Genomic DNA, 14543 nt, shown 5'->3' with positions numbered 1-14543 from the left:
GTAGGGCGCCGCGCGCCGATTTAGCATTCAGGGATGCCGCTGGCATGCAACGACGCAGGTTGGCACGACGCTCTACCTCCCCTCGATGAGGAGGTCGGCGCGAAGCGCTGGGCGGGGTGAAGCGCCGACGTCAGCTAGTTAATACTCGCCGTATGCGCCGGCTCAACCTGCTTGATATCCGTCGTGTACGGCACGCGATATCCGTTCGCCGCCAGCCACTCGATCGCGGCTTTCGGCTCGTCGGTCTGGATGATCGTCGCGCCACGGTCGACCCAGAAACCCCAGGCTTCGCGCGGCAGGCTGGCGGCGACGGCGAGCTCGTCGCCGCGGCCGCCGGCGAGGAAGCCGCCGGGCCTGTTGACGATGGCGTAGGTGTCGGCCCAGAGATGCCAGTCGCCGCGCGCCGCTTCCGCCCGCATGCGATTGCCGAACAGCGGGCCGCCGGTCGACGTCAGCGTCTCGGCGCCGTTGCGCCAGTTGATCAATTCGATGGCGCGCGGCGCGAAGGCCTTCTCGACCTCGCCGGCGAAAACGGCGTCATGCACGGCATCGTCGGCCAGGATCGGCATGAACTGGAAGCCGCCACCGGCCTTGGCAAGCACTGCCTTGGCGGCATCGATGCGCTGGCTGTTCCAGAGGTTCTCCTTGACGATCACCTGGCCGGCCATGCCGAGATCGCGCGCCACCGCGATCATGGCGGGCAGGTCGGTTACCTCCAGCTTGTTGTCGAGGTTGATCAGGATTCTGTCCCTTGTCGTCAGCAGCATCTCGCGCAGCGTCGACACCGTCTCGTTGGTGACGGCGCCCGTGCCCTCGATAACCAGCCGGCATTTCTGCAACTCGGCAAGCGTGTATTTGACGACTTCGCCCTTGCAGGTGGTGGTGCGGTCGAGCCAGCTGTCATGCATGATGACGAACGCGCCGTCTTTCGCGCGCCTGACGTCGACCTCGACGATCTCGGCGCCGATCGCGATCGAACCCTCGACCGCGGCCAGCGAATTCTCGGCGTAAAGCGTCTTGCCGGCCTGCATGCTGCCGGCGCGATGGGCGGCGATCATCACATGGTCGCGCCACTGGTTGGCATGTTCGAAACGATCGAGGATTTGGGCGGCACGTGTCTCGCCGGCTAAGCTTTGGCTAGAGACGGCGGCAAAAGCTGCGGACAGAAGAAGGCTCAGCCAGAGTGTTCGCATCGGGGAATCGCTCCGTTCCGGGTTGGGACCCGGTTAGGCGATGCCCATGACAGTGCGGTGAACGAAGCCGGCTAGTTGTTTCGCATCAAGGTCCGTCAAATCCTCTTCGCTAGGCGGCGGAACCAGGCCAACGCCGGCATTTCGACGAAGCGCCAGGTGAACCACGACGCGACGATGACGGCGACCAGCATGGCGACCAGAGCCGCGAAGCCGATCCAGGGAGAGCCGGCGCCGAAGCCGATCGCTTGGTCGCCGCGCAGCATCAGGTCGCCGACGATGCCGAGCCCGAGCTTGCGCTCGATCAGGCCGCCGACATTGATCATGCGGGCCTGAACGAAGATGTGGACCATGTAGATCGAATAGGAGAGCGAGCCCAGCAGCAGCATCGGCCGGCTGCGCAGCAGGGCGCTGACCAGGCCGCCTTCATGCGCGAAAAGATAAAGCGCCAGCGCGAAGACGACCGGCGCCGCGATGCCAAGGTCGTTGGCGCCGGCGATGGAGACGAACAGCGCGATCCCCGCGATCATCGCCAGCTCCGCCAGTGTCCAGGCCAGGCGCCCTGCCCCGCCGCTCAATGCCTGTCGCGCCTCTGCAATGGAATCATGCTGAAACCAGGCAAGCAAAGCGCCGAGCGAGAAGCCGTAAAGGCAGCGGATGAAACCGAAATCGAAGGACACGTCCATATGACGGGTCGAGACCGCGAGCAGGAAAAGCGGCGCCGTCACCGTGGCGGCGACCAGCCATATCCAGGCGCGCTGGCCGGCGGTGAAGACAACGGCGGCAAACAGCAGATAGGTGAAGAACTCGGCCGAGATGCTCCAGCTCGGCGCGTTCCAGCTCAGATGATCCTCGACGCCCATGCCCTGCAAAAGGAACAGGTTGGCGACGAGGCTTTTCAGGTCGAAACCGGCGGTGAAGGGTGCCGGACCCGCTCCGTGCAGCGCCGGGAGGACGAGCCGCACCGCCTCGAAGCCGGCGAAAGCGGCAAGCATCAGGAGATGCAGCGGGTAGATGCGGCCGAAGCGCACCAGCGCGAAGCGCGCAAGATCGTCCTGCTCGTTCAGGCGGCTGCCATAGGCGCTGGCGATGACAAAGCCGGAGAGCACGAAGAAGAAATCGACAAACAGATAGGAGCCGCCGACAAAGGCGTTTTGCGAAATCACCGACGTGGTCGGGAAGTGGAACAGCGCCACCAGCAGCGCGCAGATGCCGCGCCAGGAATCCAGCACCAGGAAGCGCTCGCCGGCCATCGTGCCGACACGGGTCGCCGCGTTTGCGGGCGCAAGGTTGAGCAGAGCCGTCTCAGCCATAATGATACAGATCCTGTGTTGTCGTGGCACTCGCCGAGCGCCGCTTCCTTTCCGCAAGCTGTGACTGGCATGTTGCGTGCCGCTTCTGTAGTTGTGGCTGCCCCGATGCAAACCGAGGACCCGTAATGGCGAACAAAGAGATCGACCACGCCTTCACCGCCCGCTCCAAGACGGGCGCGTCGCTCGAGCCGACCTATGCCGGCGCGCTGTCGTTCATGCGGCGCAAATACACGAAGGACGTGAAGGGCGCGGACGCCGTCGTGTGGGGTGTTCCCTTCGACGCCGCCGTCACCAACCGGCCGGGCGCCCGCTTCGGGCCGCAGGCGATCCGCCGCGCCTCGGCGATCCTCGATAACGACCCGCAATATCCGTTCTCTCGCGATCTCTTCGAGCACCTCTCGGTGATCGACTACGGCGATTGCCTGCTCGACAGCGGCAATCATCAGAAGACGCCCGGCACCATCGAACGCGAGGCGGCCAAGATCCTGAAATCAGGCGCTTTCCTTTTGACGCTCGGCGGCGACCATTTCATCACCTGGCCGCTGCTCAGGGCGCATGCCGCGATCCACGGACCTTTGGCGCTGGTGCAGTTCGACGCGCATCAGGACACCTGGCCGGATGATGGCAAGCGCATCGACCACGGCTCCTTCGTCGCGCGTGCGGTGAAGGAAGGGATCATCGACCCCGACCGCTCGATCCAGATCGGCATCCGCACCCACGCGCCCGACAGTTTCGGCATCAAGATCCTCTACGGCCACGAGGTCGAGGAAATGCGCGCCTCCGACATCGCTTATGCGATCGTGGAGCGCACCGGCGGGAAGAAAACCTACCTCACCTTCGACATCGATTGCCTCGACCCTGCCTTCGCGCCCGGAACGGGCACGCCCGTCGCCGGAGGGCCGTCCTCCGCAAAGATGCTGTCGACGCTGCGCCAGCTCGGCCAGATCGACATCGTCGGCGCCGACATCGTCGAGGTTGCGCCGGCTTACGATCATGCCGATATAACGGCGATCGCCGGATCGATCATCGCCATGCATTATCTCGGCTTGCTGGCGGAACGAAAGGCACGGGCGGAAGAGTTGAACAACGGCAATCATGCCGCGATAAATCATGCTCACGGCATATGACATTGGAATCGCAGGGAATTTGGTAAGCGATGAAACCGAAAATCTTCATTGACGGCGAACACGGCACGACGGGCCTGCAGATCAGGGCGCTGCTGGCCGACCGTGGCGACCTGGAGATCATCTCGATTCCGACCGAGCGCCGCAAGGAGACTGCCGCCCGCGCCGAATTCCTCAACGCGGCCGACGTCGCGATCCTTTGCCTGCCGGATGCGGCGGCGAAGGAAAGCGTGTCGCTGATCACAAACGAAACCACCAAGGTGATCGACGCTTCGACCGCGCATCGCGTCGCCGAGGGCTGGGAATATGGCTTTGCCGAAATGGACAAGGACCAGGCGAGGAAGATCGCCAGCGCGAAGCGCATCGCCAATCCGGGCTGCTGGCCGCAGGGCCCGATCGCGACGCTGCGGCCGCTGGTCTCCGCCGGCCTGCTGCCGGCCGATTTTCCGGTCACCGTCAACGGCATCTCCGGCTATTCCGGCGGCGGCCGGCCGATGATCGAGGATTATGTCGGCAAGGGCGAGGACGCGCCCGAGTTCCTGCCCTACGGGCTGACGCTGCAGCACAAGCATGTGCCGGAGCTGCGCACCTATGCGAGGCTGTCGCACGATCCGATCATGCAGCCGGCAGTGGGAAATTTCGCGCAGGGCATGATCACCGTGGTGCCGTTGCAGCTCGGCGGTCTCGACCGCGTGCCGACCGGCGCCGAGCTTCATGCGGCGATCGCCGACCATTACGCGTCGATCGACGGCGGCGTGGTCGAGGTCGCGCCCTACACGCATATGGAGCGCATCCCGGAGATCGATCCGGAGATCTATAACGGCACCAACCGGATGAAGGTCTATGTGTTCGCCAATGACGAGAGGGCGCAGGCGCTGCTGATGGCCGTCTACGACAATCTCGGCAAGGGCGCGTCTGGCGCCGCGGTGCAGAATCTCGACCTGATGCTCGGCATCAAGCACTGAGTGGTCATGCAGGCATTCCCTGAGCGCTGGAAGGTCAGCGCTCCCGAACTCATTGCAGAGACCTTTTCCAGCAGGATCTGGAAGGTAACGCGAGAGGATGGTTCGCCGGCGATCGTCAAGGACCTGAAACCCTTCGACGACGTCGCGGACGAGTTGCGCGGCGAGCATTATCTCGCCTGGCGGCGGGGCGAAGGCGCCGTACGGCTGCTCGGCCGCGACGGTCATCGCATGCTGCTCGAGTATGCCGGCGACAGGCTGCTCTCCGAGCATCTTGCGGAGCATGGCGACGATGCCGCGACCGCGATTGCAGCTGGCGTGATGGCGAAGCTGCTGTCGTCGTCCGAGCACACGCCTCCACCCAACCTGCAGCCGCTGCGGGAACGGTATGTGAGCTTGTTCCGGGTGGCCAAGGCCGACCGGACCGCCGGACGAACCGGCCTCTATGTCCACGCAGCGGACATCGCCGAGCGGCTGCTAGCCGATCAGCACGAGATCAAGCCGCTGCACGGCGACCTGCATCACGACAACATCCTCTCCGGCCCGCGCGGCTGGCTGGCGATCGACCCCAAGGGTGTGCTCGGCGACCCCGGCTTCGATGCGGCGAACATGTTCTACAATCCGCTCGACCGCGACGATCTCTGCCTCGATCCACGCCGAATCGAGCATATGGCCGACATATTCGGAGAGACGCTCGGGCAGTCGCCGCGCGCCATCCTCGACCATGCGATCGCCTATGGCTGCCTGTCGGCCGCATGGCATCGCGAGGACAAGAACGCGGTCGACGAGAACCGCGAATTGGCCGTCGTTGAGGCCATTCGAAAGGTTGGCTCGCGATGCTGAAGGCCGGCCGTCAGCTTCTGACGTTTATCTCGGTCGGCAGCGGATAAGCGCTCTTGGTGCCGCGCCAATGCGCGGTGGCGAAGCCGAGCAACAGAATCGCGATGGCCTGATGCGTCAGCGCCATGTGCAACGGCACCTGCATCAAGAGCGTGCCGATGCCGATCGAGGCCTGGACGACCACCAGCGCGAACAGAAGCGTGGCGCGGCGGGCATGGGTGGTGCCGGGCTGGCGCCGCCACGTCGCGATCATATGCCAGAGCGCCACGACAAAGACCGTATAGGCGCCGATGCGATGCACGAACTGTACAGTCTTCGGGTTCTCGAAGAAATTCAGCCAGGCGGGCTTCAAGAGAAGCAGATCGGACGGGATCACGCTTCCATCCATCAGCGGCCATGTGTTGTAGGAAAGCCCGGCGTGAAGGCCGGCGACCAGGCCGCCGAGATAAATCTGGATCAGCGCCAGAAGCACGGTGCCGTAGCGCGTGTACTGGTTGATGATCTTGCGGCCCTGCTCGCCTTCCTTCTTCAGCGATTCCAGCGATGGGATGACCGAGGTCATCAGCTGCATGATGATGGAGGCGGAGATGTAGGGCATGATGCCCAGCGCGAAGATCGCCATGCGCTGCACGGCGCCGCCGGCGAACATGTTGAACATGCCAAGCACGCCCTTGCTCTGCGAGGAGAAGGCCTGGGCGAAAGCGTCGGGATTTATGCCGGGAAGCGGGATATAGGTGCCGAGGCGGTAGACGAGCAGCGCGCCGATGGTGAACCAGATGCGCTTCTTGAGATCCTCGGCCTTGGCGAAGGCCGCGAAATTCAGATTGGAGGCTAGTTGTTCAGCAGCCGAAGCCATGCCTGATTCTCCGCTAGAGCATGCCGAAAAGTGTGGAGCGGTTTCCGGACGAGATCATGCTCTACTTCTTTGATTTCCATGTCACGCTCGATGCCCGCAGCTCAGGCGGCGCGTGTCACCGAAGCTCACGAGATAAGCTCCGGACCGTAAACATGCAAGCGGCCGCGTTGACGCGGCCGCCCAATTCACCAGATCAAAGCGCGGTTCGACGGAAAATGCGAAATCATCCCGATCGGCCGCGCTTCAAATCGCCGTTACTCGGCGGTGGCCGCTTCCGGCAGCTTCACCGAACCGCCGGCCTTCTCGATCTTCTCGATCGCGGCCTTGGAGGCGCCGGCCACGTCGAAGGAGAGCTTGGCCTTGAGCTCGCCGTCGGACAGCACGCGCACGCCGTCCTTGGCGCGGCGGATGACACCGGCGGCGACCAGGGCCTCAGCCGTCACGGCCTCCTTGGTGTCGAGCTTCTTGGCGTCGACCGCAGCCTGGATCTTGGCGAGCGACACGACTGCGAAGCTCTTGCCGAACAGGTTGTTGAAGCCGCGCTTCGGCAGGCGCCGGTAGAGCGGCATCTGGCCGCCCTCGAAGCCGTTGATGGCAACGCCCGAACGGGCCTTCTGACCCTTGACGCCGCGCCCGGCGGTCTTGCCCGAGCCGGAGCCGATGCCGCGACCGAGGCGCTTCCTGGAATGCGTGGCGCCGTCCTTGTCACGCAGATCGTTGAGTTTCATCATTCTTCTCCTGCGCTTCCGTTCACGCCTCGTCCACGACGCGGACGAGATGCTGGACGGCGGCGATCATGCCGCGCACGGAAGGGGTGTCTTCCAGCGTGCGCCGCTTGTGCATCTTGTTCAGGCCGAGGCCGACCAGCGTCGCGCGCTGCTCCTTCGGCCGGCGGATCGGGGAGCCGATCTGCTCGACGGTGATGGTCTTGGTAGCTTTCTTGGCCATGGTCGAAATCCCTGGTCAGCGTCGACTATTCTTCAGCCGCAACGGCGGTGCCGCGGCGGGCCTGAAGGGTCGAGTACTTGATGCCGCGCGCCGCAGCCACATCCTTCGGATGCATCTGGCTCTTCAGCGCGTCGAAGGTGGCGCGAACCATGTTGTAGGGGTTCGACGACCCCATCGACTTGGCGACCACGTCATGCATGCCGAGCGTCTCGAAGACGGCGCGCATCGGACCGCCGGCGATGATGCCGGTACCCTGCTTGGCGGCGCGCAACAGAACGCGTCCGGCGCCCCAACGGCCCTCGACGTCGTGATGCAGCGTACGGCCCGAACGCAGCGGCACGAAGATCATGTCGCGCTTGGCCGATTCGGTCGCCTTGCGGATGGCTTCCGGCACTTCGCGCGCCTTGCCGTGGCCGAAGCCGACGCGGCCCTTCTGGTCGCCGACGACGACGAGAGCGGCAAAGCCGAAACGACGGCCGCCCTTCACCACCTTGGCGACGCGGTTGATGTGGACGAGCTTGTCCACCATGCCATCGTCACGCTCTTCGCGTTCACGCTCGCGGCCGCGGCCGCCTTCCCTACGTTCCTGTGCCATATCCTAGTCCTTGTTCTTTTCCGGAAGCACGGGTTGCTGTTTGCCGACGCCGCTTTGGGTCGTCAGCGGCGAAAAATCAGAAGCTCAAGCCGCCTTCGCGGGCGGCCTCGGCCAGCGCCTTGACGCGGCCATGGTAGATGTACGGGCCACGGTCGAAGACGACTTCCTTGACGCCCGCCTTGGTGGCGCGCTCGGCGATCAGCTTGCCGACGGCAGCGGCGGCAGCTGTATCGGCGCCCGTCTTGAGCGAACCCTTGAGGTCCTTCTCGAGCGTCGAGGCGGCGGCCAGGGTATGACCCTTGGCGTCGTCGATCACCTGCACGTAAATGTTCTTCGAGGTGCGATGCACCGACAGACGCGGGCGCGCGCCGGCGACCTTCTTGATCTGGCGGCGGATGCGCTGCGCGCGGCGCTGGGTGGCTTCTTTCGTGCTCATACTGTCAGTTCCCTGCCTTCAGAAAACGGGGGCAACCCTTTGCGGTAGGCCAAGCCTCCCGCGGCCGCTCCCCGCGGCGTTACACTTCCGCGGCTTGGCCCTATCCGAAAAGTCCGAAACTTTTCGGGGCCGTGCCTATTACTTCTTCTTGCCTTCCTTGCGCACGATGCGCTCGTCGGCATAACGCACGCCCTTGCCCTTGTACGGCTCCGGACCGCGATATTCGCGGATCTCGGCGGCAACCTGGCCGACCTGCTGCTTGTCGATGCCCGAGACCGTGATTTCGGTCGGCTTCGGCACCGAAATGGTGATGCCCTGCGGCGTCTCATAGACCACGTCGTGGCTGAAGCCCAGCGCGAGCTGCAGGTTCTTTCCCTGCATGGCGGCGCGATAGCCGACGCCGGTGATCTCGAGCTTCTTCTCGAAGCCGTCCTTCACGCCTTGCAGGATGTTGACGATCTGCGTGCGCGACATGCCCCACTTGGAGCGGGCGGTCTTGGTCTGGTCGCGCGGCTGGACGGAGATCTCGTTGTTCTCCATCTTGACCAGCACTTCGTCGTTCACCACGAACTTCAGCTCGCCCTTCGGGCCCTTCGCCGTCACGGTCTGGCCGTTGACGGTCGCGGACACGCCCTGCGGCAGCGAAACGGGTTTCTTTCCGATACGAGACATTCTTGTCTCCTTCTTTCCTTAACTGCTGTGAATGGTGAATGGCAAAATGGTGAATAGCGCGATCAAAATTCCGTGCAGTTTCACCATTCACTATTCACCACTGACCATTCACCCTTAGAAGATCTGGCAGAGAATCTCGCCGCCGACATTCTGCTCGCGCGCTTCATGGTCGGCCATGACGCCCTTCGGCGTCGAAAGGATGGCGATGCCGAGGCCGTTGGCGACCTGCGGGATCGACTTGGCCGAGACATAGACGCGACGGCCAGGCTTCGAGACGCGCTCGATTTCGCGCACGACCGGGGCGCCATCGAAATATTTCAGCTCGATCTCGATTTCCGACTTGCCGTTTTCGAAGTCGGTCTGGCTGTAGTCGCGGATATAGCCTTCCGACTTCAGCACGTCGAGAACGCGGGTGCGCAGACGCGAGGCCGGAGTCGAAACGCTCGACTTCTTGCGGCCATAGGCGTTGCGGATGCGGGTCAGCATATCGCCGAGAGGATCGCTCAATGACATCTCAGTGTCTCCTTACCAGCTCGACTTGACCAGGCCCGGGATCTGGCCGGTGTTGCCCAGATCGCGAAGCGCGATACGCGAAAGCTTAAGCTTGCGATAAAAGGCGCGCGGACGGCCCGTGACTTCGCAGCGGTTGCGGATGCGGATCTTGGCCGAGTTGCGCGGCAGCGCCGAAAGCTTCAACTGGGCGCGGAAACGCTCTTCCATCGGCTTGGACTGATCCATGATGATGGCCTTGAGCGCCGCGCGCTTGGCGGCGTACTGACCGGCAAGCTTGCGGCGCCGGTTGTTCTTCTCGACTGAGCTGGTCTTTGCCATTTCAGATTTTTCCTTTTTCGCTGCCGTTACTGGCGGAAGGGGAAGTTGAAGGCCTTGAGCAGCGCTCTCGCCTCGTCATCCGTCTTCGCCGTCGTACAAACGATGACGTCCATGCCCCAGACCTGATCGACCTTGTCGTAGTTGATCTCCGGGAACACGATGTGCTCCTTGATGCCCATGGCGTAGTTGCCACGGCCGTCAAAGCTCTTCGGGTTCAGTCCGCGGAAGTCGCGAACGCGCGGCAGCGCGATGTTCACGAGGCGGTCGAGGAACTCGTACATGCGTTCCTTGCGCAGCGTGACCTTGGCGCCGATCGGCATGTTCTCGCGCACCTTGAAGCCCGCGATCGACTTGCGCGAGCGGGTGACGACGGCCTTCTGGCCGGCGATCAGCGCGAGATCCTCGGCCGCGACCGAGGGCTTCTTGGAATCGGCGGTTGCTTCGCCGACACCCATGTTCAGCACGATCTTGTCGATGCGCGGAACCTGCATGTCGTTGTCGTAGCCGAACTGCTCCTGCAGCGCCTTGCGGATGGTCTCTTGATAGACCTTCTTGAGGCGCGGCTCGTTCTTGGCAGTCGCCTGCTTGGTTTCAGCCTTAGCCATTGATGACTTCTCCCGAACGCTTGGCGACGCGCACCTTCTTGCCGTCCTTCTGGATGGTGAAGCCGACGCGGGTCGGCTTGCCGTCCTTGGGGTCGGCCAGCGCGATGTTCGACAGGTGGATCGGCGCTTCCTTGGTTATGATCCCGCCCTCCTGGGACTGGGTCTGCTTCTGGTGACGGCGAATGAGGTTCACGCCGCGGACAACCGCGGTGTCTTCCTTCGGCTGCACCGACAGGACTTCGCCCGAACGGCCCTTGTCCTTGCCGGCAAGCACGACGACCTTGTCGCCTTTTCTGATCTTTTGCATTGGTCCGGCTCCTTACAGCACTTCAGGCGCGAGCGAGATGATCTTCATGTGGTTCTTGGCGCGCAGCTCGCGCGGAACCGGTCCGAAGATACGGGTGCCGATCGGCTCTTTCTTATTGTCGACGAGAACGGCCGCGTTCTTGTCGAAACGGATCACGCTGCCGTCCGGACGACGGATGTCCTTGGCCGTGCGAACCACGACCGCCTTCATCACATCGCCCTTCTTAACGCGGCCGCGCGGAATGGCTTCCTTGATCGACACCACGATGATGTCGCCGACGGAGGCGTATTTCCGCTTCGAGCCGCCCAGCACCTTGATGCACATGACACGACGGGCGCCGGAATTGTCCGCGACGTCGAGGTTTGTTTGCATCTGAATCATGACTGGCCGCCTTCTTCTTTTCTAACGGGACGGGTGCTTTCACCCCTCCCCGGTCTGTCCAAAATTCGGTTCGTTCGCCCGGATCAAGCCTGATCCGAAGAGACGACAACCCAGCGCTTGTCCTTCGAAATCGGCTTCGATTCCTGGATGAACACCTGGTCGCCGACCTTGTGGGCGTTGTTCTCGTCGTGCGCCTTGTACTTCTTGGTCATGCGCACGGTCTTCTTCATCACCGGATGAGTGAAGCGACGCTCGACCTTGACCACGACCGTCTTCTCGTTCTTGTCGCTGACGACGGTGCCCTGCAGGATGCGCTTTGGCATGGTTCTCGTCCTTAAGCCTTCTTGGCCGCGGCTTTTTCCGCGGCGATGGTCTTGATGCGCGCGATGTCCTTGCGGACCTGCTTCACGCGCGCGGTCTTCTCGAGCTGGCCGGTGGCCTTCTGGAAGCGCAGGTTGAACTGCTCCTTCTTGAGGGCGGCCAGGTCGTCAGTCAGCTGATCCTGGGTCTTGGTCCGGATGTCTTCGGCTTTCATGATCGCCTGTCCCTTATTCTGCGATGCGCTGCACGAAGCGCGTCTTGACCGAGAGCTTGGCGGCGCCGAGACGCAGCGCTTCACGCGCGGTCTCCTCGCTGACGCCATCGATCTCGAACATGATGCGGCCGGGCTTGACGCGCGCCGCCCAGTAGTCGACGGCGCCCTTGCCCTTACCCATGCGGACTTCGGTCGGCTTCGAGGTGACCGGCAGGTCCGGGAACACCCGGATCCAGACGCGGCCGGCACGCTTCATCTCACGGGTGATCGCGCGGCGGGCCGCCTCGATCTCACGCGCGGTGACGCGGTTCGGCTCAAGCGCCTTCAGCCCGAAACCGCCGAAATCCAGGTTGGTGCCGCCCTTGGCGGTACCGTGGATACGGCCCTTGAACTGCTTGCGGAACTTTGTGCGCTTTGGCTGCAGCATCGTTCTAACTCCAAATTCTCAAATGTCTCAGGCGTTCTCGCGACGACGGCCGCGTTCACGCTCACCACCGGCGCCACCGCCATGCGCGGCATCACCCTCAGTGGCACGGCGCTCCGAAGCCATCGGGTCGTGCTCGAGGATCTCGCCCTTGAACACCCACACCTTGACGCCGCAGATGCCGTAGGCGGTGTTCGCCTCGGCCGTGCCGTAGTCGACATCGGCGCGCAGCGTATGCAGCGGCACGCGGCCCTCGCGGTACCACTCCATGCGCGCGATTTCGGCGCCGCCGAGACGGCCGGAGCAGTTGATGCGGATGCCTTCGGCGCCGAGGCGCATGGCCGACTGAACGGCGCGCTTCATGGCGCGGCGGAAAGCGATGCGGCGCTCGAGCTGCTGGGCGATCGACTGGGCGATCAGCGTGGCGTCGATCTCGGGCTTGCGCACTTCAACGATGTTGAGGTGCGTCTCGGACTTCGTCATCTCGGTCAGCTTCTTGCGAAGCTTCTCGATGTCGGCGCCCTTCTTGCCGATGATGAGGCCCGGACGCGCGGCGTGGATGGTGACGCGGCACTTCTTGTGCGGACGCTCGATCACGACCTTGGAGATCGCGGCCTGCTTGAGCTCCTTCTCGAGATACTTGCGGATCTTGAGGTCCTCATGCAGCAGCTGGCCGTACTCGCCGGTGTTCGCGAACCAGCGCGAATCCCAGGTGCGGTTGATGCCGAGACGCAGCCCGATCGGATTGACTTTCTGGCCCATTATGCGGCCTCCCCTTTTTCCTCGACTTCACGAACGACGATCGTGAGGTGCGAGAACGGCTTTTCGATACGGCTGGCGCGACCGCGGCCACGAGCGTGGAAGCGCTTCATGACGATCGACTTGCCGACATAGGCTTCCGCCACGATGAGAGCGTCGACGTCGAGGTCGTGGTTGTTTTCCGCGTTGGCGATCGCCGATTCCAGCGTCTTCTTGACCGTGCCGGAAATCCGCTTGGCCGAGAATTCGAGGTCGGAAAGCGCGGTCGCGACCTTCTTGCCGCGGATCAGCGCGGCAACCAGGTTGAGCTTCTGCGGGCTGATACGGATCGTGCGCAGAACGGCACGCGCCTCGTTGTCAGCAAGCCTGCGCGGAGCTTTGGCCTTGCCCATGATTATTTCCTCTTCGCCTTCTTATCCGCGCCGTGACCGTAATAGGTCCGGGTCGGAGCGAATTCACCGAACTTGTGGCCGACCATGTCCTCGTTCACCGAGACCGGGACGTGCTTCTGGCCGTTATAGACACCGAAGGTGAAGCCGACGAACTGCGGCAGGATGGTGGAGCGACGGCTCCACATCTTGATCACCTCATTGCGACCGCCTTCACGAACCTTGTCCACCTTCTTGAGAAGGTAGCCGTCGATGAAGGGGCCTTTCCAAATCGAACGAGTCACTTGGCGTTACCTCTTCTTAGCTCTTGCGCTGATGGCGCGAGCGCACGATGAACTTATCGGTCGCCTTGTTGGACCGCGTCTTCTTGCCCTTGGTCGGCTTGCCCCAGGGCGAAACCGGATGGCGGCCACCCGAGGTGCGGCCTTCGCCGCCGCCATGCGGATGGTCGACCGGGTTCATGGTCACGCCGCGATTGTGCGGGCGCTTGCCGCGCCACACGGTGCGACCGGCCTTGCCGTCGTTGATGTTGCCGTGATCGGGATTCGAAACGGCGCCGACGGTAGCCATGCAGGAACCGTGCACGACGCGCTGCTCGCCCGAGTTCAGGCGCAGGATCGCCATGCCCTGGTCGCGGCCGACGAGCTGGGCGTAACCGCCAGCCGAACGGGCGACCTGACCGCCCTTGCCCGGCTTCAGCTCGATGTTATGGACGATCGTGCCGACCGGCATCGAGGCCAGCGGCATCGCGTTGCCCGGCTTCACGTCGACCGCTTCGCCGGCCACGATCTTGTCGCCGGCAGCAAGGCGCTGCGGGGCCAGGATGTAGGACAGCTCGCCGTCGTCATACTTGATCAGCGCGATGAAGGCGGTGCGGTTCGGATCGTATTCGATACGTTCCACGGTGCCGACGACATCGTACTTCTTACGCTTGAAGTCGATGATGCGGTACGAGCGCTTGTGACCGCCGCCGATGAAGCGGGCCGTGATGCGGCCGTAGTTGTTGCGGCCGCCCGACTTGGTCAGGCCTTCGGTCAGGCCCTTGACGGGCTTGCCCTTGTAGAGGCCCGAACGGTCGACGATGACCAGCTGGCGGGTGCTCGGCGTTACCGGGTTGAATTTCTTAAGTGCCATTGTCCTGTCCTCGCGGCCTTGCTCAGAGACCCGTCGCGACGTCGATCGACTGGCCGTCGGCCAGCGTCACTACCGCCTTCTTGACGTCGCCCTGGCGGCCAACCGTGCCGCGGAAGCGCTTGATCTTGCCCTTGCGGACGAGCGTGTTCACAGCCGTCACCTTGACGCCGAAGAGAGCTTCCACGGCAGCCTTGATTTCCGGCTTCGACGCCTTCTTGGCGACGTTGAAGACGACCTGGTTC

The 14543-nt window shown here is 63.4% G+C and carries 24 protein-coding genes; 3 read left to right on the top strand and 21 right to left on the bottom strand.

Translation table 11 applies throughout. From position 1 onward, the window contains the following. Positions 1 to 134: 134 nt before the first annotated feature. Both EOD07_RS04695 and EOD07_RS04690 read right to left on the bottom strand, forming a co-directional pair. Positions 135 to 1193, bottom strand: a complete 1059-nt coding sequence (locus EOD07_RS04695; protein ID WP_127234154.1) for a glycerophosphodiester phosphodiesterase family protein — start codon at positions 1191 to 1193, stop codon at positions 135 to 137. 95 nt (positions 1194 to 1288) lie between these two features. Beyond that, complete coding sequence (locus tag EOD07_RS04690; RefSeq protein ID WP_127234153.1) at positions 1289 to 2503, bottom strand: acyltransferase; 1215 nt, start codon at positions 2501 to 2503, stop codon at positions 1289 to 1291. A 125-nt stretch (positions 2504 to 2628) separates the two neighbouring features. Here EOD07_RS04690 and speB point away from each other — a divergent pair, with 125 nt between their 5' ends. Genes speB through EOD07_RS04675 form a run of 3 tightly spaced genes read left to right on the top strand, consistent with a single transcriptional unit; the run spans position 2629 to position 5432 of the window. Continuing rightward, positions 2629 to 3630 carry an agmatinase gene (gene speB / locus EOD07_RS04685; RefSeq protein ID WP_127234152.1) on the top strand — a complete coding sequence of 334 codons (1002 nt, stop codon included), beginning with the start codon at positions 2629 to 2631 and terminating at the stop codon, positions 3628 to 3630. Between the two features lie 29 nt (positions 3631 to 3659). Beyond that, positions 3660 to 4592, top strand: coding sequence for an N-acetyl-gamma-glutamyl-phosphate reductase (argC, locus tag EOD07_RS04680; protein WP_127234151.1), 933 nt, complete (start codon positions 3660 to 3662; stop codon positions 4590 to 4592). A gap of 6 nt (positions 4593 to 4598) precedes the next feature. Next, the gene (locus tag EOD07_RS04675; RefSeq protein WP_164772064.1) at positions 4599 to 5432 is read left to right on the top strand and encodes an aminoglycoside phosphotransferase family protein; all 834 of its coding nucleotides are present in this window, start codon (positions 4599 to 4601) and stop codon (positions 5430 to 5432) included. Positions 5433 to 5442: 10 nt separating this feature from the next. Here the strand turns inward: EOD07_RS04675 and EOD07_RS38380 are convergent, their stop codons facing one another. The 19 genes from EOD07_RS38380 to EOD07_RS04580 form a co-directional block, all read right to left on the bottom strand. After that, positions 5443 to 6285, bottom strand: a complete 843-nt coding sequence (locus tag EOD07_RS38380; RefSeq protein WP_245469843.1) for a COX15/CtaA family protein — start codon at positions 6283 to 6285, stop codon at positions 5443 to 5445. A gap of 254 nt (positions 6286 to 6539) precedes the next feature. Continuing rightward, positions 6540 to 7013, bottom strand: coding sequence for a 50S ribosomal protein L15 (gene rplO / locus EOD07_RS04665; RefSeq protein ID WP_127234149.1), 474 nt, complete (start codon positions 7011 to 7013; stop codon positions 6540 to 6542). A gap of 22 nt (positions 7014 to 7035) precedes the next feature. Beyond that, positions 7036 to 7233 carry a 50S ribosomal protein L30 gene (rpmD, locus tag EOD07_RS04660; RefSeq protein ID WP_027170355.1) on the bottom strand — a complete coding sequence of 66 codons (198 nt, stop codon included), beginning with the start codon at positions 7231 to 7233 and terminating at the stop codon, positions 7036 to 7038. A 25-nt stretch (positions 7234 to 7258) separates the two neighbouring features. Beyond that, positions 7259 to 7828, bottom strand: coding sequence for a 30S ribosomal protein S5 (rpsE, locus tag EOD07_RS04655; protein ID WP_027046810.1), 570 nt, complete (start codon positions 7826 to 7828; stop codon positions 7259 to 7261). A gap of 76 nt (positions 7829 to 7904) precedes the next feature. Then, on the bottom strand, positions 7905 to 8264 hold the full coding sequence (gene rplR / locus EOD07_RS04650) for a 50S ribosomal protein L18 (protein WP_041006791.1): 360 nt from the start codon (positions 8262 to 8264) through the stop codon (positions 7905 to 7907). Between the two features lie 138 nt (positions 8265 to 8402). Next, positions 8403 to 8936 (bottom strand): 50S ribosomal protein L6, encoded by a 534-nt coding sequence (rplF, locus tag EOD07_RS04645; protein WP_040983015.1) that lies wholly within the window; start codon positions 8934 to 8936, stop codon positions 8403 to 8405. A gap of 114 nt (positions 8937 to 9050) precedes the next feature. Then, positions 9051 to 9449, bottom strand: a complete 399-nt coding sequence (gene rpsH / locus EOD07_RS04640) for a 30S ribosomal protein S8 (RefSeq protein ID WP_040983017.1) — start codon at positions 9447 to 9449, stop codon at positions 9051 to 9053. 12 nt (positions 9450 to 9461) lie between these two features. After that, positions 9462 to 9767, bottom strand: coding sequence for a 30S ribosomal protein S14 (rpsN, locus tag EOD07_RS04635; protein ID WP_040983019.1), 306 nt, complete (start codon positions 9765 to 9767; stop codon positions 9462 to 9464). 26 nt (positions 9768 to 9793) lie between these two features. After that, positions 9794 to 10372, bottom strand: a complete 579-nt coding sequence (rplE, locus tag EOD07_RS04630) for a 50S ribosomal protein L5 (RefSeq protein ID WP_073986910.1) — start codon at positions 10370 to 10372, stop codon at positions 9794 to 9796. Next, positions 10365 to 10679, bottom strand: a complete 315-nt coding sequence (gene rplX, locus EOD07_RS04625; RefSeq protein WP_040983021.1) for a 50S ribosomal protein L24 — start codon at positions 10677 to 10679, stop codon at positions 10365 to 10367. Before rplX ends, rplE begins: the two co-directional genes overlap by 8 nt. Positions 10680 to 10691: 12 nt before the next feature. After that, entirely contained in the window at positions 10692 to 11060 is a 369-nt protein-coding gene (gene rplN, locus EOD07_RS04620; RefSeq protein ID WP_006205457.1) for a 50S ribosomal protein L14, read from the bottom strand. An 83-nt stretch (positions 11061 to 11143) separates the two neighbouring features. Next, positions 11144 to 11383, bottom strand: coding sequence for a 30S ribosomal protein S17 (gene rpsQ, locus EOD07_RS04615; RefSeq protein ID WP_023675136.1), 240 nt, complete (start codon positions 11381 to 11383; stop codon positions 11144 to 11146). 11 nt (positions 11384 to 11394) lie between these two features. Beyond that, positions 11395 to 11595, bottom strand: a complete 201-nt coding sequence (rpmC, locus tag EOD07_RS04610; protein ID WP_040983026.1) for a 50S ribosomal protein L29 — start codon at positions 11593 to 11595, stop codon at positions 11395 to 11397. A 13-nt stretch (positions 11596 to 11608) separates the two neighbouring features. Beyond that, a complete protein-coding gene (rplP, locus tag EOD07_RS04605) occupies positions 11609 to 12022 on the bottom strand; it encodes a 50S ribosomal protein L16 (protein WP_027170364.1) in 414 nt (137 codons plus the stop codon). A gap of 27 nt (positions 12023 to 12049) precedes the next feature. Next, the gene (gene rpsC / locus EOD07_RS04600; RefSeq protein WP_040983028.1) at positions 12050 to 12781 is read right to left on the bottom strand and encodes a 30S ribosomal protein S3; all 732 of its coding nucleotides are present in this window, start codon (positions 12779 to 12781) and stop codon (positions 12050 to 12052) included. Continuing rightward, positions 12781 to 13170: a 50S ribosomal protein L22 gene (gene rplV / locus EOD07_RS04595; protein WP_006205462.1), complete on the bottom strand. Its 390-nt coding sequence runs from the start codon at positions 13168 to 13170 to the stop codon at positions 12781 to 12783. Before rplV ends, rpsC begins: the two co-directional genes overlap by 1 nt. A 2-nt stretch (positions 13171 to 13172) precedes the next feature. Then, complete coding sequence (gene rpsS, locus EOD07_RS04590) at positions 13173 to 13451, bottom strand: 30S ribosomal protein S19 (RefSeq protein WP_006205463.1); 279 nt, start codon at positions 13449 to 13451, stop codon at positions 13173 to 13175. Between the two features lie 16 nt (positions 13452 to 13467). Next, positions 13468 to 14301: a 50S ribosomal protein L2 gene (rplB, locus tag EOD07_RS04585; RefSeq protein WP_040983032.1), complete on the bottom strand. Its 834-nt coding sequence runs from the start codon at positions 14299 to 14301 to the stop codon at positions 13468 to 13470. 22 nt (positions 14302 to 14323) lie between these two features. Further along, positions 14324 to 14543, bottom strand: a 220-nt coding sequence (locus EOD07_RS04580; RefSeq protein ID WP_127234148.1) for a 50S ribosomal protein L23, incomplete at its 5' end; no start/stop codon positions are given.

Source organism: Mesorhizobium sp. M2C.T.Ca.TU.002.02.1.1 (assembly GCF_003997225.1).
Note: the sequence above shows the minus strand (reverse complement) of the source record. Positions and strands in the feature narration are given on the sequence as shown.